The 18475-nt window shown below is 73.9% G+C and carries 16 protein-coding genes and 5 tRNA genes; 14 read left to right on the top strand and 7 right to left on the bottom strand.

The annotated features are described in order from the left end of the window. Positions 1–88 precede the first annotated feature (88 nt). Positions 89–682: a molybdopterin-dependent oxidoreductase gene (locus BEP24_RS12815; protein ID WP_065963982.1), complete on the top strand. Its 594-nt coding sequence runs from the start codon at positions 89–91 to the stop codon at positions 680–682. Beyond that, on the top strand, positions 679–1488 hold the full coding sequence (locus tag BEP24_RS12810; protein ID WP_253181683.1) for an FAD-binding oxidoreductase: 810 nt from the start codon (positions 679–681) through the stop codon (positions 1486–1488). Before BEP24_RS12815 ends, BEP24_RS12810 begins: the two co-directional genes overlap by 4 nt. 118 nt (positions 1489–1606) lie before the next feature. On the opposite strand, the gene BEP24_RS12805 is transcribed toward BEP24_RS12810, so the two are convergent. Beyond that, positions 1607–1678: transfer RNA gene (locus BEP24_RS12805), tRNA-Gly, on the bottom strand. Between the two features lie 438 nt (positions 1679–2116). Between BEP24_RS12805 and BEP24_RS12800 the strand changes: the two genes are divergently transcribed. From BEP24_RS12800 to BEP24_RS12790, 3 genes are all read left to right on the top strand, one after another. After that, positions 2117–2332, top strand: a complete 216-nt coding sequence (locus tag BEP24_RS12800) for a hypothetical protein (RefSeq protein ID WP_065963981.1) — start codon at positions 2117–2119, stop codon at positions 2330–2332. 190 nt (positions 2333–2522) lie between these two features. Then, entirely contained in the window at positions 2523–3155 is a 633-nt protein-coding gene (locus BEP24_RS12795) for a hypothetical protein (protein ID WP_065963980.1), read from the top strand. Between the two features lie 45 nt (positions 3156–3200). After that, positions 3201–3947, top strand: a complete 747-nt coding sequence (locus BEP24_RS12790) for a hypothetical protein (protein WP_065963978.1) — start codon at positions 3201–3203, stop codon at positions 3945–3947. Between the two features lie 25 nt (positions 3948–3972). Here the strand turns inward: BEP24_RS12790 and BEP24_RS12785 are convergent, their stop codons facing one another. The 3 genes from BEP24_RS12785 to BEP24_RS12775 form a co-directional block, all read right to left on the bottom strand. Further along, positions 3973–4443, bottom strand: a complete 471-nt coding sequence (locus BEP24_RS12785) for a hypothetical protein (protein ID WP_065963976.1) — start codon at positions 4441–4443, stop codon at positions 3973–3975. 150 nt (positions 4444–4593) lie between these two features. Next, on the bottom strand, positions 4594–5130 hold the full coding sequence (locus BEP24_RS12780; protein WP_065963975.1) for a hypothetical protein: 537 nt from the start codon (positions 5128–5130) through the stop codon (positions 4594–4596). A 52-nt stretch (positions 5131–5182) separates the two neighbouring features. Then, a complete protein-coding gene (locus BEP24_RS12775; protein WP_065963973.1) occupies positions 5183–5482 on the bottom strand; it encodes a winged helix-turn-helix domain-containing protein in 300 nt (99 codons plus the stop codon). A gap of 105 nt (positions 5483–5587) precedes the next feature. Between BEP24_RS12775 and BEP24_RS12770 the strand changes: the two genes are divergently transcribed. The 4 genes from BEP24_RS12770 to BEP24_RS12755 are packed head-to-tail and all read left to right on the top strand — an operon-like array spanning position 5588 to position 10720. After that, a complete protein-coding gene (locus BEP24_RS12770) occupies positions 5588–7108 on the top strand; it encodes a proton-conducting transporter membrane subunit (protein WP_065963970.1) in 1521 nt (506 codons plus the stop codon). Further along, positions 7105–9561: a putative inorganic carbon transporter subunit DabA gene (locus BEP24_RS12765; RefSeq protein ID WP_065963967.1), complete on the top strand. Its 2457-nt coding sequence runs from the start codon at positions 7105–7107 to the stop codon at positions 9559–9561. The genes BEP24_RS12770 and BEP24_RS12765 overlap by 4 nt, the downstream gene beginning before the upstream one ends. Next, positions 9558–9875 carry a DUF190 domain-containing protein gene (locus tag BEP24_RS12760; RefSeq protein WP_065963965.1) on the top strand — a complete coding sequence of 106 codons (318 nt, stop codon included), beginning with the start codon at positions 9558–9560 and terminating at the stop codon, positions 9873–9875. Before BEP24_RS12765 ends, BEP24_RS12760 begins: the two co-directional genes overlap by 4 nt. After that, entirely contained in the window at positions 9872–10720 is an 849-nt protein-coding gene (locus BEP24_RS12755; RefSeq protein ID WP_065963963.1) for a DUF6671 family protein, read from the top strand. Before BEP24_RS12760 ends, BEP24_RS12755 begins: the two co-directional genes overlap by 4 nt. Positions 10721–11004: 284 nt before the next feature. Here the strand turns inward: BEP24_RS12755 and BEP24_RS12750 are convergent. The 3 genes from BEP24_RS12750 to BEP24_RS12740 form a co-directional block, all read right to left on the bottom strand. Next, positions 11005–11076, bottom strand: a tRNA-Val gene (locus BEP24_RS12750). Positions 11077–11121: 45 nt separating this feature from the next. Further along, a tRNA-Cys gene (locus BEP24_RS12745) sits at positions 11122–11195 on the bottom strand. Between the two features lie 82 nt (positions 11196–11277). Next, positions 11278–11349: transfer RNA gene (locus BEP24_RS12740), tRNA-Gly, on the bottom strand. A 391-nt stretch (positions 11350–11740) separates the two neighbouring features. On the opposite strand from BEP24_RS12740, the gene BEP24_RS12735 reads away from it, so the two are divergent. The 5 genes from BEP24_RS12735 (at position 11741) to BEP24_RS12715 (ending at position 18198) form a co-directional block, all read left to right on the top strand. Further along, positions 11741–11813, top strand: a tRNA-Val gene (locus BEP24_RS12735). Between the two features lie 161 nt (positions 11814–11974). Then, entirely contained in the window at positions 11975–13495 is a 1521-nt protein-coding gene (locus tag BEP24_RS12730; RefSeq protein WP_065963960.1) for a DUF3375 family protein, read from the top strand. Beyond that, on the top strand, positions 13492–14343 hold the full coding sequence (locus BEP24_RS12725; protein ID WP_171898812.1) for a DUF4194 domain-containing protein: 852 nt from the start codon (positions 13492–13494) through the stop codon (positions 14341–14343). Before BEP24_RS12730 ends, BEP24_RS12725 begins: the two co-directional genes overlap by 4 nt. Continuing rightward, a complete protein-coding gene (locus BEP24_RS12720; RefSeq protein ID WP_065963958.1) occupies positions 14340–17717 on the top strand; it encodes an SbcC/MukB-like Walker B domain-containing protein in 3378 nt (1125 codons plus the stop codon). Before BEP24_RS12725 ends, BEP24_RS12720 begins: the two co-directional genes overlap by 4 nt. A 205-nt stretch (positions 17718–17922) precedes the next feature. Further along, on the top strand, positions 17923–18198 hold the full coding sequence (locus BEP24_RS12715; RefSeq protein WP_139197471.1) for a hypothetical protein: 276 nt from the start codon (positions 17923–17925) through the stop codon (positions 18196–18198). Positions 18199–18475 lie beyond the last annotated feature (277 nt).

Here is an 18475-nt window from a genome sequence, read left to right as displayed (position 1 = left end):
GGCGCCGCGCCCGACCCGCCGCGCCGCCCGTGCGTCCCGCCCGCCGACCCGGCATGATCGTGAGCGACGGCCGGACGAAGGAGCACCCATGGCGACGTTCACCCGCGGCTTCGGTCGGCGACGGGACGACCGCGACGACGCGCGGATCCCTCCGGGGCAGACCCTGGTCGGCGACTGGCCCGTCCTCTCGGCGGGTGCCACCCCCGACGTCGCGCCGGCCGACTGGACCTTCTCGATCCGCACGGAGTCCGGCCTGCGCACCTGGACGTGGGACGAGGTCCGGGCGCTCGGCGTCGAGGACGTCACCGTCGACATCCACTGCGTGACGCACTGGACGAAGCTCGACATGGCGTGGCGGGGTGTCCCGCTCGACCGGCTCTTCGCCGAGGTCGACACCGCCCTCGGGTACTGCATGGTCCACAGCACCGGCGGCTACACGACGAACGTCCCGCTCGACGACCTGCTGCACGGCAAGGCGTGGATCGCGTTCGAGGCCGACGGCGCTCCCCTGACGCCCGAGCACGGCGGTCCCGCCCGTCTGCTGGTCCCCCACCTGTACTTCTGGAAGAGCGCGAAGTGGGTCAGCGGGATCGTCATGCAGGCCGACGACCAGCCCGGCTTCTGGGAGGACGCCGGCTACCACATGCACGGTGACCCGTGGAAGGAAGAGCGGTACTGGTGAGCGCGGCCGTTCCGTCCGACGCGCCGGCACCCGGTCTGGAGGCCCGCCCCGCCGCCGCCCCGTCGGCGACGGCCCGCAGGCGCCCGGCCTGGCACGCCGCGACCGTCGCGTCCGTCGCGCCGGAGACCCCGAACGCCCGCCGACTCGTCCTCGACGTACCGACGTGGCCCGGCAACGAACCCGGTCAGCACCTCGACCTCCGCCTCACGGCCGAGGACGGCTACCAGGCCTCGCGGTCGTACTCGATCGCGTCCTCCGGCGACGGCACGCGCGTGACGCTCGCGGTGGACCGGGTCGACGACGGCGAGGTCTCCCCGTTCCTCGTCGACGCGATCGAGGTCGGCGACGGCCTCGACGTACACGGTCCGCTCGGTGGCTGGTTCGTCTGGCGTCCCACGGGTTCGGCGCGCCCGGTGCAGCTCGTCGCGGGCGGGTCGGGGTTCGTCCCGCTGCTGCCGATGATCGTCGCGCACGCCGAGGCCGACGACCCGCAGCCGTTCCGCCTGCTGTACGCGACCCGCACGCCGGAGGACGTCTTCTTCCGCACCGAGCTCGACGACGCCCGCCGTGCCGACGCTCCGCTCGAGGTGACGCACGTGTACAGCCGCCGCGGTCCCGACGGGTCGGACGAGCCCGTGGGACGCCTGACCCGGGACCGCCTGGAGCGGTCGGTGCTCCCGCCCGAGGCCGGCGCCCTGGTCTACGTCTGCGGGTCGACCCCGTTCGTGGAGCAGGTGCTGCGGTGGCTCGGGGAGCTCGGCCACGACACGTCGGACGTCCGCGCGGAACGGTTCGGCGGGGCCTGATCCGGGCCGGGGACCGGATCTGCACCGGGACCCGATCGGTGCCGGGGCCCGGCACCCCGGACCTGATCCGCGCCGGCAACGACGAAGGCCCCGGTCGGTGACCGGGGCCTTCTGTCCGAGCGGATGACGAGATTCGAACTCGCGACCCTCACCTTGGCAAGGTGATGCGCTACCACTGCGCCACATCCGCGTACGACACCACTCTAGCGCGCCCGGCCGCAGACCCCGGCATCCCCGCGGTGCCGGGCGCGTCGCGCGTCCGGCTCGCACCCTGGGTGCCGTGGACCGCCGGACGGACGAGCGCCTCCCGGGGTCCCGTGGCCGCTGACCACCGGCCCGAGCAGGATCGTGCGCGATCCCGGGCCACGGGACTGCGGGACTGCGGGAAACCGCACGGCGCGGACCGGGACCAATCCGGACGGCCTCCGGCTCCGGATGTCTCCTCGGTGCCCGTCGTCGGCCAGACCCGCGCAGCACCCGGGGCCACCCACCCCGCCGTCCGGCCGATCGCGGCGACCCGAACGCTGCGAGCGGCCGGACGCACCCGGCCGGGCCGGTCGCGGCAGCCCGAACGCTGCGAACGGCCCGACCGGCCCCCGCTCCCAGGGCCCGCGGGTTCACTGGTGCCATGAGCTACGTGCACGACAACCCGGGCGGCACCGAGGCCCACGGCGTCGACCTGATCGACGGCGACGCGCCAGCGGTCCGCATCCTGGTCCACGGCGACCTGCCGACGACGATCGAGCACGAGGGGACGACCTGGCTCGCCACCGGCGACGCGCACGACGACGGCGACCCGTCCGCACCGCCCATCGCGATCTACCACCCCGTCCGGCACCCCTGAGCGCGCCCCGGCCGAGGTCGGGTCCGGACGACTGCCCGTCGCACGTTCCGCCCTCCGGATGATGCGGCTGGCCGACCGGTTGCAGCACCCTGGTCGAGGTGGGGAACCCGCCTGGTCGCGGTCGCAGCTGTGGGGGCAGCGGCCGCGACCACCCGGGCGGTACGGTCGTGGCACCGACGGAGGGACGGCGATGACGGAGACGGCAGGCACGGGCGAGACGGGACCCCGCGGGGACGGCTCGGCCGCACGCGCGACCGCGGTGAGCATGACCGCCGCCCTGCTCGCGACCGCGGTGGCGCCCGTCGTGGAACTCGCCGGCGGAGACGTCTCCGCGACCGCCGTCCGCCTGCTCGGTCTGCTCGGCGCCGTGCTGGCCGTGGTGTCGGTCGTGCTCGGGCAGCGCCGCAAGGACCTGCCGACGATGGTCCTCGGTGCGGGCATCGCGCTCGGCACGCTCAGCGGGGAGCTCCCGAACCCGAGCGGTGTCGTCCTCGTCTCCCCCGCCGGGGTCCTGTTCCTCGTCGCCGTGGCGCTCGTCGCCGTCGCCGGGGTCCTCGTCGCTGCTCGGACCGTCCGCTGGCCACGGGCGGTCGGCATCCTGCTCGCCGTCCTCGGGGCGCTCCGACTCGGCTACCTGGTGTGCATCGGGTACACCCCGGCCCTGCTCGCGCTGCCCCAGGACAGCCTCGGCGTCGCCCTCGCACTCCCGGCGCCGCTCGCACTGCTCGTGTTGCTCGTCGCCGCGCTGCTGTTCGCCCCCGTGGTGTTCGCGCCGGTCGGCCGTGGCGTTCGCTGGCTCTGGCGCACCGCCGACGTACGCTGACCGCTGGCCGGACCGACACGACCGGCCGCACACCACCGGGGGAACATGACCACGCTCACCAGGCGCGAGCGCGAGCGCCGCACCGCGCAGCTCTTCAACGGGGCCTTCGCCGTCCTCCTCGCCGTCGCGACGGTCGTCCTGCACCGCGAGATCATCGCCGCGCACCCGCTCGACTTCTGGCTGCCCACGGTCGCCGGGCTCGCCTACGGCGCGGTCGCCTGGCGTCTCGGACGCGACAGCACGTCGGCGTGGTTCCCGCTCCTGCCGGTGCTCGGATGGGTCGCCGGGGTCGTCCTGCTCGCACGCGTGCACGTCGCCGCCGCCCCGGCGTGGGGCTTCGCGGTCATGATCGGTGCGTTCGCGGTCACCGCGGCGTTCCCGAAGCGACCGGCTCCGCGTCCCGCCCGCAAGGTCGCGTCGACGGAGGTCCGGCCGTGGACCGGCTCTGGGGTGACCGCCGTCCCGACCGAGCACGACCTCGTTCGTCGGTCCGCGCACGCGGTCTCCGTCCGGACCGGCAGCGCGACCTCGACGTTCCTGGTGTCCGACCTGGCCGCCTTCGTCGACGCCGAGCGGCAGATCGCCGACTCGGCTCCGGGAGCCCCGCTGATGTTCCTGGCCCGCGCCGGCGTCGCCTCGTCCGACTCGATCATCGGCGAGGTCACGACGGACCTGCCGGACGGCACGGTGTTCCTCCACGCCGGCGGCGAGGGCGTCCCGCCCGCGGCCGTCCTCTCCGAGGACGACGCGCGGACGTTCGAGGACTGGGTCCGGTCGCTGCCCGAGGACTGACGGCCCGCTGCTGGCGGCGTCCGGCTCAGTGTGCGTCGGAGAGCCCGCTCGCGACGTACTCGGACGTCACCGAGTCGTCCGTGAGCGTGCAGTTGTAGACGGCCCAGGGGTCCTCGTGCCCGTCGAGGAACGTGAACGGGTAGATCACCTGGTACCTGCCGTCGTCGTCCCGGTACCCCGTCGGGTGCTCGGTGAAGCTCAGCCGGACACCTGCCTCAGGCGCCCCGCGGGAGCACTCGTCGAAGACGTGCTGGGCGAGCGCCGACCTGGCGGGCTGCCCGGCAGAAGTGCCCGGAGCGGGAGCGGCCCCGCCCTCCGGGGCGGGGCCGGACGTCTGCGTACCCGACGGCGCCGACGTCGTCGGGGTCGGGGTCGCGCTCGCGGTCGGCCGCGCCGTCGTCCGGTCGGGGACCGGCCCGGAAGTGTCGGTGGTGCACCCGGAGAGGACCGCGACGGCGGCGAGTGCGGTGGTGACGGTGATGATCGGACGGCGCATGGTGTTCCCCCTGGGGTCGTCGTGGCCTGTACCCAGGAATGTCCCCGTCCGCCCCGATCCTGACAGATCGTCCCGCTGCGGCGCGTCGCTTCCGGCGACGAGGAGTGGTCGGTGGTCGCCTCGGCCTCGTCGGAGGCGCGACACCGTCGGTCACGGCGCCGCCGCACGCTCCCAGTCGGTGTTCGCGTCGGCGAGGTGCGGGTACACCTCGAGCATCCGGTCGGGATCCACCTGCCACGTGTCGTGGTCCCAGTCACGTGGCTGGTCGGCGCCGATGTACCCGACGCCGTCCCGTCGGCGCTCCTCGAGGTTCGACGCCGCGATGTCGTCCCGGATCCGTTCCGACAGCGGTTGCAGCGCACCGGCGTCGGCGAGCCAGGTGACGACGGCGTCCATGACCGGTCGACGGGGCCCGGAGCCGCGGGTGTCGTCCATCAGCGCCGAGTACACCCGCCCCGGCATGACGAGCCAGCCGTTCGTCGGGAACGGCACACCGCGAGCATCCACCTGCCGACCCCAGGAGCGGGCATCGACGACCTCGCGGAGCAGGTACGTCTCGCACCGGTGGAAGCGCGCGAGCTCACTGCGGTCGAGGGGCGGGTACGGGATGGTCGCCCGTCCGGCGTCGTAGACGCTCGGTCGGGGCTGCTCGTCCACCGACCGCCACCAGGCACGGAGCCGGCTCACGACGGGACGCCCGACACTGCGACGTCGGCGCGGCGATCCCCACCCGGACGCACTACTCGGCCGGCCCCTGCGCAGCCGGCTGCGCCGTGAGCAGGGTCACCAGCTCGCCGATGTGGTGTTCCTGGTCCATCGGGTGCCGCATCCGCGCGTCCGGGTTCAGCGTGTACCGGTTCCGCCGACCGTCGCGCGCCTTCGTGAGGTAGCCGGCGTCCTCGAGCTCGGTGAGGATCCGCTGCGTCGCCCGCTCGGTGACGCCCACGGTCTGCGCGATCTCCCGCACGCGCGCGTCCGGGTTCGCCGCCACGCACAACAGCACGTGTGCGTGGTTGGTGAGGAAGGTCCACTGCGTCACGGGCCCAGCGTAGACCTCGACGCCCTCTCAGGTGATCTGCGTTACACGACATCGAAGTCCGGTTATGGTTAGCACGTAATCCGAATCCGGAAAGGCGGGACGCTCATGGTCCTCGAGTTCGTGGCAGCCCTGGTGTGGCTGGTCGGTGCCGCAGCGGCGGCACACCCCGGGATCCCCCCAGCACGAGCGGCATCACTCGCAGTCGGAGTCGGCTCGGTCGGCATCGCGGCCGCCGTGGGCTCGGTCGTCCTCCGGTGGACGACCGGTGCCGGGCCGGCCTGGTTCGCCGTCCTCGCGGCCGTCTTCGTCGCTGGTCTCAGCGTGTGGATCCAGCGGTTCGCGGTGGCGCACCTGCGCGGAGACACCGGGCAGCGCCGGTTCGTGGTGTGGGTGAACGTGCTCACCGCCGCGGCCGTCGGTCTGGTGCTCGCGCCGTCGGTGCTGTGGTTCGCCGTCGCGTGGACCGTCGCGGGCGCTGCGCTGATCGTCCTGCTCGCGACCTACCGACGGTCCCGCCAGGCACGCGACGGCGTCGCGCGAGCCCTGCGGCAGCTCGCCGTCGGCGACCTGGCGCTCTGGGCGGCCGTCGTGACCGTCAGCGGGACGGCGCGGGGCGACGTCGAGTGGGCGCGCCTGGCGGCGGTGACCGAGCGCCTCCCGGCCTGGTCGGCGGCTGTGGTCGCCCTGCTCCTGGTCGTCGCGTGCGTCTCGCGGTCCGCGCAGTTCCCGCTGGACGGCTGGCTCCGGACCACGCTCGCCGCGCCGACGCCCGTCTCGGCGGTGATGCACGCCGGACTGGTGAACGCCGCCGCGTTCCTCGTGATCCGCTTCGCCCCGATGGTCACCGCCCACCCGGCCGCGCTCGCCCTGCTCGGGGCGTGCGGGGCGGCGAGCATGGTCGTCGGCTCCGCCGGGTACCTGGTGCGCGCCGACCTGAAGGGACGGCTCGTCGCCTCGACCACCGCGCAGATGGGCGTGATGCTCGTGACGCTGAGCGTCGGCGCCTGGGGTGCGGCGGTCTTCCACCTGGTCGGCCACGGCATGTACAAGGCGCGGCTGTTCCTGCGGGCCGGCGAGCAGGTGGACGACAAGCGCCGCGCGCTCGCCACCCCGGTGACCGATCCCGCCCCGGCCGCGCAGCGCCGGGCCGCCGCGGTCGTGGCCACCGTCCTGCCGGGCCTCGGCATCGTCCCCGCGGCGTGGCTGTCCACCGGGCCGGCGACCCTGTCGAGCACCGTGCTCGCCGCCTCCGGGTGGGTCGCCGCCGCGCTCGTGCTCCACAGCGTGCTGACGAACCGCGGGGTGCACGTCGGCGTGCGGGTGCTCGCGGTCCCGCTCGTGATCGTGGCGAGCGCGGTGTACACGGCCGCCGTCCACGCCCTCGACGCCCTGGTGTCGTCCGACGTGCCCGCCGCCGTCGATCCGCTGCCGGGCTGGGTGCTCGTCGTCCCGCTGCTCGTCGTCGGCGCCCTGTCGCTCCTGCCGCACCTGCCGATCGCCCGCGACCCCGTGCTCTACGGCTGGGTCGCCCGGGTCGCCGGCACGCCCGTCCCGCGCCTGCGGCTCACGCGTCGCAGCACCCTCGCCCGCCCGACGTCCACGAGCCCCGTCCAGGAGACCGCATGACCCAGCCATCCGCACCCCAGGTCCGCGCCGCCGTCGCCGGTGCCGCGCGGACGATCACCCCGACCTGGCCGCTCACCTCGTTCATCGCGGTCAACCCCGCCTCGGGACACCTGCGCCGACCGATGCAGGCGCTGCACACCGTGCCCGGCGAGACCCCGACCCGTCCGGAGCACGAGTACCTGCAGGGCGACGTCGACCTCGGCGTGCTGCGGACCGCCGTCGCCGAGGTGTTGCCGGCGCTGACGACCGCCGACGACCTCGAACTCGCCGGACGCCGGTCCACCGCACTCGACGTCGCGGTCGCCGCGCTGCTGCACCCGCCGGTCGACGCCGCGTCGGCCTCGGACCCCGAGCGGGACGACGCCCTCGATCCGGTCGACCAGTACCTGTCGCAGTCCCTCGCGCGGTTCTCGGCCGACCCGGTCTGGGCACCGGCACCCGGTACCGGGCTCTTCGACCGCTTCCGGCAACTGGCCGGGCACGACCGGACCGTGCCGAAGCGCGCCCGGACCACCCTGCTCGCACTGCCGACCACCGCCGAGGCCGCGATCGCCGAGGTCCTGCGGGCGAACGGGATCGGGGCGGCGTCACGGGCCGCGGTGGTCGGCGCCCAGCTCCACGCACTGCCCGGGTGGGCAAGCCACCTGGCGTGGCGGGCCCAGCACACCGGAGACGCCACGTTGACCGACCTGGTCGCGTGCCGGTTGGCCCTCACGCACGCCCTCGGTGCGGTGGTGGACGTCCCCGCGGTCGATGCCGCTGCTCCGGCGTCGGACAGGGTGTCGGTCGCCGCGCCGGACGCCGGCTGGGTCGAGCGGACCCTCCGGCTCTGCGTGGGCGACACGACGCACGAACCTGCGCCGGCCGAACGCATCGCCGTGTCCCGGGTGCTGCGGCTGCTCGACCCCGCGACGCGCACGACGGTGTGGCAGACCGCGACGGAGACGGCCTACCGCGACGGACTGATGGCGACCATCGCGCGGGGCGGGCCGGCCGACACGGTGGCACCGGAGGCGCGCCTCGACGTGCAGATGGTGTTCTGCATCGACACCCGGTCCGAGGGCCTCCGCAGGCACCTCGAGCTGACCGCCGGCGTCCGGACGTTCGGCCTCGCCGGGTTCTTCGGCGTCCCGCTGCGGTACACGTCGCTGTTCGGGCAGCAGCCGCGGGAGCAGTACCCCGCCCTGCTCAGCACCGGGTACGAGGTGACGGACCAGGCGGTCGACGCCGCGGCAGCCCGTCGCGCCCGCGACCGCCGGGCCCTCGCCGGTGCCGTCCGGTCGACGACCAAGCGGGTGGCCAGCACCCCCGCGTCGGCCTTCGGGTGGGCGGAGCTGTCCGGGTGGGGCACGCTCGTGGCGGACCTCGTGCGCCCGGTCACCGGGAACCGTGACGGAGGTCGGATCCCGACGCCGGACACCGTCCTGGACGTCTACGAGCAGATCCCCCTGGACGACCGGGTCGTCGCCGCCGAGGCCGCCCTGCGGATGACCGGCCTGACCCGCTTCGCGCCGCTGGTCGTGCTCACCGGGCACCGGACCGAGACCGTCAACAACCCCTACCGGGCCGCGCTCGACTGCGGTGCCTGCGGCGGCAACCCCGGCGGTGCGAACGCCCGTGCGGCCGCCGCGATCTGCAACGACCCCGCCGTCCGCCGTCGCCTGGCCCAGCGTGGTCTGTCGATCCCGGACACGACGTGGTTCGTGGCCGCCGAGCACGAGACCACGACCGACCGGCTCACCGTGCTCGACCGGCACCTGGTCCCCGACACGCACCGCGAGACGGTCGACCGGCTGCTCGCCGCCGCCGCCGTGGCCGGCGACGCGCTGACGGCCGAGCGTGCCCGCGACCTGCCGGGTGCGGGCGAGCGGACGTCGCTGCGCCGGGTCCGCCGTCGCGCGACCGACGGGTCCGAGATGTACCCGGAGCTGGGCCTCGCGAACAACGCGGCGATCATCATCGCGCCGCGGGCGATCACCCGCGGCGTCGACCTGGAGCGCCGGACGTTCCTGCACGACTACGACCCCGCCGCCGACCCGGACGGCAGTGCCCTGACGAACATCATGACGGCGCCGCTCATCGTCGCGCAGTGGATCAACGCGCAGTACTACTTCTCGACCATCAACCCCGAGCGGCACGGAGCCGGCAACAAGACCGTGCACAACCCGCTCGGTGACCTCGGGGTGCTCGCCGGGCACACCGGGGACCTGCGGGCCGGCCTGCCCTGGCAGTCCGTCGCGGTCGGCGGTCGACTGCTGCACGAGCCCCTCCGGCTCAGCGTGCTCATCCAGGCACCGCTCGACCGGATCGCGCAGATCGTCGCGGCCACCGACGCGCTCCGCGCCCTGCTCGACGGGGGCTGGATCTCCCTCCACGCCCGTCAGGACCCCCACCAGCCGTGGCAGCGGTACCGCGCCGCCGGCTTCACCACCGACGAGAGGAACCCCTCATGAACCACCTCATCACGATGATCCGCATCGAGGTGATCGCGCCCTCGGACGTGAGCACCGCGGTCCACGAGCTCATCACCTCGGCCGGCGCGACCGGCTACACCAGCGTCGCCGGCGTCTCCGGCGTCGGCCACTCCGGAGCGCACAACGGGCGGCACCTGTTCAACGACCACGACGCGCTGGGGATGACCATCACGGTCCTGCCGGCCGAGCGGGCCGAGCCGTTGATCGAGGCGCTCCGCGAACTGCTCGAGGGCGGGAGCGGTGTGATGTTCATCACCGACACCTGGGTGTCCCGCTCCCAGTACTTCCAGTGACCGACGCGGACCGTCACCGTGGCGCCACCGTCGTCTTCGCGACCCGGCACGGCAAGCAGGACCAGGCCGCCGAGGTCTTCCGCGAGCTCCTCGACGCGCGCGTGGTGGCACCGGAGGACATCGACACCGACCAGTTCGGCACGTTCACGGGCGAGACCGCCAGGGTGCGCACGCCTCGGCAGGCGGCACTCGACAAGGCACGACTCGGCATCGCGCTGACGGGGCACCGGTTCGCGCTCGCGTCCGAGGCCACGTACACGAGCGCGTGGCCGACCGGCAGCCACCACGAGCTGCTGGTGTTCCTCGACGACGATCGCGAGGTGGTCCTCACCGAGGAAGCCGTCGTCCCCGCACCCGGGCAGGGTGCGGTCACACTCCGCGACCCCGGGGACGCGCTCGCCGTCGCCGCCCGGTTCGGCTTCCCCGACACCCGCGCCGTCGTCGTCTGGCGGCGGGACGGGATGACCGTCGCCCGCAAGGGTCTGACCTCGGCTGCCGCGGTCACGGCGGCGGTCGCCGAAGCGGTCGCCGACGTGACGCCCGACGACGGCACCGTGCTCATCGGTCCGGACCTGCGGGCCCACGCGAACCCGGCCCGTCGACGGGTGATCGCCGACCTGTCCCGTCGCATGGCCGAGCGGCTGGCGCGGCCGTGCCCGGCGTGCCGCTCGGCGGGCTGGGGGCGCATCGGGGTCGAGCGCGGCATGCGGTGCTCGGGGTGCGGGACCGCGTCGGCGGGGGTGGCTGCCGACGTGCTCGGGTGCGCGGTGTGCGACGCGACGGAGGTGGTGCCGCGCTCCCCCGGGACGATCGAGCCGGAGTGGTGCAAGGTCTGCAACCCGTGAGGCTGGGCCGTCCGTCCCGCGGCCCGGCCCGGCCCGGCTCGTCCGGCTCGTCCGGCTCGTCCGGCTCGTCCGGCTCGTCCGGCTCGGCGGTCGGCGGTCGGCGGTCGGCGGTCGACGGTCGGCCGTGCGGCGCCGTCCCGCGGCGCGCGCTCGGCCGCGGGACGCGTGACGGATCGCCGAGACACCGGGAGCCCGGGCATTCAGCCGGAACAACACCCGGGAACCGGAACAACACCCGGGAACACGAAAACCCCCGGATCGGATGATCCGGGGGTTTCCTGCTGTGGGCGATACTGGGATCGAACCAGTGACCTCTTCCGTGTCAGGGAAGCGCGCTACCGCTGCGCCAATCGCCCAGAGACCTGCTGACCGAAGTCGTGCATGGTCTTGGAGGGTGTTGCTGGAGGTGGGGACGGGATTCGAACCCGCGTGGACGGCTTTGCAGGCCGCTGCCTAGCCTCTCGGCCACCCCACCATCGAGGTTCACGTCTCCGTGAGTACCCGAACGGTGGGATACCCTCTGGTGAGTCGTGGTCGTCCGGGGACTCCCACACTCGAGCGGATGACGAGATTCGAACTCGCGACCCTCACCTTGGCAAGGTGATGCGCTACCACTGCGCCACATCCGCAATCCGGCTCGACCGAGGCGTTGCTCCGAAGAGCGTGTCTCGTTCAGTCCGTGTCTCTCCGCTGTCGCGGCGACGAGAAGAACTCTATACGAACCCGGGCGCTTCCGCCAAAATCCTCGCCGTTCACCGGGCGTGTCCCCCGAGTTCACGCGGATCGCAGCCCTCCCGACCCCTTCCCCGGGCGCCCCGCCGGGCCGCACGCGGCCGGGATGGAGCAGCAAGTGTCGGGTCGGGAGCGCGGACCCGACASTTGCTGCTCCATCCCGGACGGGCACGCGGACACGCAGACGGACGGGAACCCGCCCCCGAGACCCGCGCCACACCCGGGCTGCGCGCCGTGTTCGGAGGAGCCCCGGACTTCCGCTACTATCGACTGGCACGCAAGTGCAGGGGGCGATTGGCGCAGTTGGTAGCGCGCTTCGTTCACACCGAAGAGGTCATCAGTTCGAGTCTGGTATCGCCCACCCCCGCCGGCCACCACCGGCACCGAGAAGCCCGGCGCCACACCGCGCCGGGCTTTTCGTTTCCCCTGGCGGCCCTCCGTCAGGACCGGACAGCGCCCGGGCCCGCACACGCGCGAACCACGAGCCACCACGACCCGACGACCGACGACCCGAGAGGCAGCATGACCGACGTCGACCTCGAGTTCGCACGCGTCCGCGCCGTGCTCGACCGCCCGACGCTCCGGCTCGTCTCCCGCCCCACCAGCGCCGCGGTGCTCGCGGTCTTCCGCACGGTGTTCGACCGCGACGTGCAGTACGTCCCCGCCGACCGGATGCACCTGCAGGTCGAGGAACACGTCGCGCGCCTGCGGGCGACCGGCGCACGCGTGCCGGCGGGCGACCAGGGCGAGGGCGACCAAGCGGACGCACGACCGAACGGCCGCGCGCTCTGCCGGGACTGGGTCGCGGCGCAGTGGCTCGTCCGCTCGAACTCCCCCGACGGCGACGAGCAGTACTCGCTGACGAGCCACGCGCTCGAGGCCCTGAGCCTGGTGGACGCCCTCTCGGCCGACCGCGCCCTGATCAGCGAGAGCCGCCTCGCCATGATCGTCGACGCCGTGCACCGCTGGGCCGCCCGCGCCGAGCCGGACCCCGAGGAACAGGTCCGCCGGCTCGACGCCCAGATCGCCGAACTGCAGGCGCAGCGGGAACGCCTGCTGTCCGGCGAGGAGGCCACGACGGTCGACGACGACCGGATGCGCGACGGCTACACGAACATCTCGGACCTCATCCGCCAGCTCCCGAGCGACTTCAAGCGCGTCGAGGAGGCCGTGGCGGCGATGCACCGCGAGATCGTCGAGGACTTCCGGCAGGAGGTCCGCCCGATCGGCGAGATCCTCGACGACTACCTCGCGCGCACCGACAACCTCATGCAGGCCACCCCCGAGGGCCGCGCGTTCGAGGGCGCCTTCGAACTGCTCCGCGACGACGGCCTGCTCCTCCGGCTGCGCGACGACATCGGCACGATCCTCGCCCACCCCTTCGCCGAGTCGCTCGGCGCCGGGGAGCGACGCGCCTTCCGCAACACGGTCGCGATCCTCCGCCAGGGCATCGAGGACGTCCTCGCCCAGCGCCGGCAGCTCACCGCCACGCTCCGCGACCAGATCGTGGCGCACGACGTCGTCCGCGACCGCGAGCTCGACGCCGTCCTGCGTTCGGTGAACCGCGGGCTCGCCGCCTGGATCGAGCGCGGGACCGCCCGCGACCGCGTCCCCCTCCGCCTGCTGCCCGCGACCGCCGAGGTCGGCACGCTCCGCGAGCGCTTCCACGACCCCGACGACGACGCCGTCCCGCCGCCCATCGAGGAACCGGACGACGACGTCTTCGAGGAACTCGACGTGGAGAGCCTCCGCCGCCACGGCGGTCCGCTCCTCACCGAGCTGCGCGCCGTGCTCCGCTCCGCCGCGCCGGACAGCGCCGACGCGTTCCACGCCCTGCCGCCCGAGCAACGGCGCCCGGTCGAGCTCTTCGGTCTCGCCCACCTGCTCACCGGGCGCGAGGACTTCGAATCCGCCGCGCACGTGGTCGCCCACCACACGGTGCGTCCCGACGGCGAGACGGTCACCTTCCACATGCCGACCGCGGCCCTCCCCGGCACGTCGGCCCACGACCCGCACGACGACAACGGCCAGGAGGCACGGTGAGCGACACGACGCCGGCACCCGTCGACCAGGTGGTCACCGACCACGACGACACCCACCACCGCGACGCGGCGCACGTCCCCGACGCGGTCCCCGCCGACCCGGCGGACCGGTCCGGTCCCGCCGACGGCCTCGACCCGTCCGGCGCGGACGACACCGTCGACGAGGAGCGCGACGAGACGACCTTCGCCCTGTTCGAGGGCGACGAGGGCCGGCTCGACGAACCGCAGCGACGCGCGCTCGTGGCACTGCTCCGCAACACCTACGTCAGTGCCCGGACGCACGCCGACGAGTGGCGCGCGATCACCGACGGCGAGCACCAGCTGCGCTCGCGGTGCAACGACCTGTTCCTCGAGCTGCACGTGGACCGCGTGCGCGAGGTCGCGTGGAAGCGCCAGGCCCGCTCGGAGAGCCAGCGCCGCACCTTCCCGACCCTGCTGCGCGACGTCCCGTACACGCGCGAGGAGACGATCGTCCTCGTCTACCTGCGCATGCGGCTCCGCGCCGACACCCGCCCCGGCCTCGACCAGGTGGTCGTCGACCGGTCCGAGATCCTCGGCCACGTCGCCGGCTTCCTCCCGCCGACCACCGACCGCACCCGTGACGAGTCCCGCGTCGCGAAGGCGATCGACCGCCTCGTGACCTCGCGCATCCTGGTGAAGACCACCGACCCGGACCGCTTCCGCGTCGCGAGCGTCGTCGAGGTCCTGCTCCCCCTCGACCAGCTCCGCGACCTCGACCGCTGGCTGCAGGGCGCGACCACCGACGGTGGTGCGCCGACCGACGGCGGCGACCCGGGCCTCCCGGCCGACCCGACCGACACCGACGACGAAGGCGAGCCGAGCGCATGACCGACACCGCCACCGGCCTGTCCGGCCTCGACCTCGGGACGCCCGCGCTCTTCGACACGGTCGCGCAGTGGCGCGCCGAGTCGATGCAGGTCGTGAACTGGGGCGGCTTCCACGGCCACCGCCACGTGGAGCTGTCCGGCACGGCGACGCTCATCTCCGGTGCCTCCGGGACCGGCAAGTCGACGCTCATGGACGCGTACCTCGCGGTGATGATGCCGTCCGACGTGCCGTTCAACGGCGCGTCGAACGACGCGACCACGGGGCGGGCGCGCAGTGCCGACCAGCGCAACCTGCTGACGTACCTGCGCGGCAAGGTCGACACCCGCCGGGACCCCGAGACCGGCGCGCTGCGCGACGTGAACCTGCGCGGCGACGACCAGACCACGTGGGGCGCGGTCGCGGTGACGTTCCGGAACGACGACGAGCGGCGCTTCACGGTGCTGCGGGCGTACGTGGTGCCGAAGCGGGCGCGCGGCGTCGGCGACATCCAGATGACGATGGCGACCGTCGACGACACCTTCGACCTGCGGCGGCTCGAGGAGTTCGTGCCGTCGCGCTTCCACCACCTCGAGCTGACCGGCCGCGTGCCGGGACTCGTCGTGCGGGACACCTACCAGGAGCTCGCGTACACGCTGCAGACGCGTCTGGGCATCGGCGACTCGGGTGGCGGGAATCGGGCGATGCGCCTGCTCGCCCGGATCCAGGCCGGCCAGCACCTGCCGACCGTCGACGCGCTGTACAAGTCGCTCGTGCTCGAGACCCCCGGGACGTACGAGGCGGCCGACCGCGCGCTCGCGCACTTCTCGGCGCTCGACGAGGCGTACGAGGCGATGGACACCGAGGAGCGCAAGGTCCGCATCCTCGCGCCCATCGTCGAGCTGCACGACGAGATCGACCGTGCGACGACCGCCGCCCGTGCCCTCGACGGGATCGCCACGGGAGCCGAGGTCTCACCCTTCGCGCACTGGACGGCGTCGCGGAAGCGCGCGCTGCTCGACGCCGAGGTCGCCCGCAACCGTCGCGAGGCCACCGCCGCGCGTGCCGACGTCGCCGCGACCGAGGCCCGCCACGGTGCGGTCGAGATCGAGCTCCGCGAGGCCGAGGGCCGTCTGCGCGACCAGGGCGGCAACGCGCTCGCCCAGCTCGAGGACCGCATCGAGCGGCGAACCCGGGAACGCGACGCGGTCGCCCGCACCCGCACGACCTTCGAGGAGCGCACCGCCCCGCTCGGACTCACACTCGACGACGAGTCCGCGTTCGCCGCGGCGCAGCGCTCGTCCCGGGAGTTCCTCGGAGCGGTCGCCGACCGGCGCGCCGAGCTCGACGCCCGACGGGACGCCCTGACCCGCGAGGAGTACCCGCTCCTCGACCGCGAGCGGACCCTCCGCCAGGAGCGGCAGTCGCTCGAGCACCGCCAGGGTGCGATGCCGCTGCCGATGCACGAGGCACGGCTCGCGATGGCCCGCGCCGCCGGGATCGACCCCGCGTCGCTGCCCTTCGTGGCCGAGCTGCTCGACGTGCTCCCCGGTGAGGAGCAGTGGCGCACCGCGATCGAGTCCGTCCTGGCCCCGCTCGCCCGCACCCTGCTCGTCGACCAGGACCGGCTCTCCGACTTCAGCGAGGCCATCGACGCGCTCCGCCTGCCCGTCCGTGTGCAGTTCGAGGGCGTCCCGACCGGCCCGCACCTCGACCTCGACGGCGACCCCGCGATGGTGTCCGGCAAGCTCACGATCAAGGACTCCCCCTTCAGCACCTGGGTGCGGGAGCGGATCGAGTCGGACCGCATCGACGCGCGCTGCGTCGACACGGCCGCCGAGCTCGGTGGCGGCGGACGACGGGTCACGCCCTCCGGTCAGCTGCGCGACGGCCGACGCGGCGCCCACGGCGACCGCCGGCAGTCGAACGTCATCGGCTTCACGAACGAGGCGCGGAAGGCGTCCGTCGAGCAGGAGCTGACGGCGATCGCGCAGGACCTCACGACTCTCGAGGCCCGCCGCACCGACGTCGCGCAGGACCTCACCGCGCTCGACGTGCTCCGTGCCGCCCACCAGCACCTCGTCGACACCACCTGGGACGCGATCGACGTCGCCGGGGTCGAGGCGTCGCTCGAGCGGCTCGACGCGGAACGCCAGGCGCTGCTCGCCGCCGACGACGGGCTCCGCACGCTGCGCGAGTCCGTCGCCCGGCTGCGTCGCTCGCTCGACGAGGCCGCGGACCGTCGGTCCGCCGCGCGGCTCAGCGTGACCCGGCTCGACGAGCGCCACGCCGTGCTCGTCGACGGCCAGGACGCCGCGGCCGAGATCCTCGAGCGCTTCGAGGAGGCCCCGACGCAGGTGCCCGACGAGGAGCAGGACCGGCTGCTCGCCGAGGCGTTCGACGAGGTCGGCGCCCCCGACGGCATCGACGGCTTCGACGACGCCACCCGACGCCTGCGCCGACGGCTCGAGGAGCGGCTGTCCCAGGCGCTCGACGGGGCGGCCGCCGCGTCGACCGCCCTCACGCTGACCTTCCAGCGGTACCAGGACGCCTGGCCCGACCCGAACCTCGGCACCGGGGTCGCGTCGTACCCGGACTACCACGCGATCCTCGACCAGATCCTCGCGACCGGCCTGCACGCCCGCCGCACCGAGTGGCGTCGGCGGCTGTCGCAGTGGAGCGGCGAGGACCTCGTGCCGCTCGCGGGCGCCTTCGACCGGGCCGTCGTCGAGATCGAGGAGCGGCTCGAACCGGTCAACGAGATCCTGCGGGAGCTGCCGTTCGGTGCGAACCGGGACCGGCTGAAGATCCAGATCCGCCGGGTCACCCGCGAGGACGTCACCGCGTTCCGCCGGGAACTCCGTGCCCTGTCCGCCTCGGTCGACACCGAGCTGACCGACGACGTGCTCGAGACCCGCTTCCGCCGACTCCGGCGCTTCATGGCGGTCATCCGCCCCGAGCCCGGTGCCCCTCGCGGTCGGACGACGCAGCGCGACGCCGTGCTCGACGTCCGTCGGCACATGGAGATCACGGCGGTCCGGTACGACACCGACGGCAACGACCTGGGCGTGTACTCGTCGCTCGGCGACAAGTCCGGCGGCGAGACGCAGGAGCTCGTGGCGTTCATCGTCGGCGCCGCCCTGCGCTACCAGCTCGGCGACGAGACCCGGCCCCGGCCGCGGTTCGCCCCGGTGTTCCTCGACGAGGCGTTCATCAAGGCGGACTCCGAGTTCGCCGGGCGTGCGGTGACGGCCTGGCTCCGGTTGGGCTTCCAGCTCGTCGTGAGTGCGCCGCTCGACAAGGTGACGGCGCTCGAGCCCTCGATGGAGCGACTGCTGTCGATGCGGAAGCACCCGGACACCGGGCACTCGTCGATCACGGAGATCGCGCGGGGGTAGGGCGCCCGGGGGCCCCGAGGTGGGCGTCCGGCGCGCTCAGGTTCCAGAATTCTGGAACCTGGGCGCCCCCGCACCCCGGCACGTGACACCTCGGCGATCCGTCGACGGCGCGTCGCGGAACCTCGACGTCGGGCTGTCCGGCGCGTCGGAGGTGGACGCGACGGTCGTGACGCTGCCTCCGTACCGACCGCGGTACGGTGGGCGGGTGTTCGGCCGCCGCTCCCCCACCTCCCGTCCCGACGAGCCCGGTGTCGGTATCGGCGCGCTCGTGCAGGTGGTGAACGGTGACCGCGGCGGGGAGCGTTGGGCGGGCGACCCGGTCGGTGTCGTCGTCGCACCGGGCGGGAACCAGATCGGCGGACTCCAACGTGCGTGGGTCGTCGCGTTCGACGAACCGGTCTACACCGAGGACGGGCGCGGCCCCTACGAGCGGGCGACGGTCCTGACCCGGCAGCTCGTGCCGCTCACGCCCGACGCCTGACGCCTGACGCCTGACGGCCGACCCCCGACCGCCGACCCCGGACCCCGGACTCTGGACGCCCGACGCGGAGTCCCTGACCCCGCCGGCCGACGGCGGGTCCGTCGGCCGCTGACCGACCGGTCGTCGTGTGTGCTGCGAACGCGACACATCTCGGAGCCGTGCAGCCGTCGCACCCGTGAGAGCGACAGATCGTGGCGGATGGTCCACGCGGATCTGTCGCTTTCGCGAGATGCCAGCCGGGCAACGGTGCAACGGGGCGGACGGGGCGGGCTGGGAC

Source organism: Curtobacterium sp. UCD-KPL2560 (genome assembly GCF_001705035.1).
GTDB lineage: Bacteria > Actinomycetota > Actinomycetes > Actinomycetales > Microbacteriaceae > Curtobacterium.
Note: the sequence above shows the minus strand (reverse complement) of the source record. Positions and strands in the feature narration are given on the sequence as shown.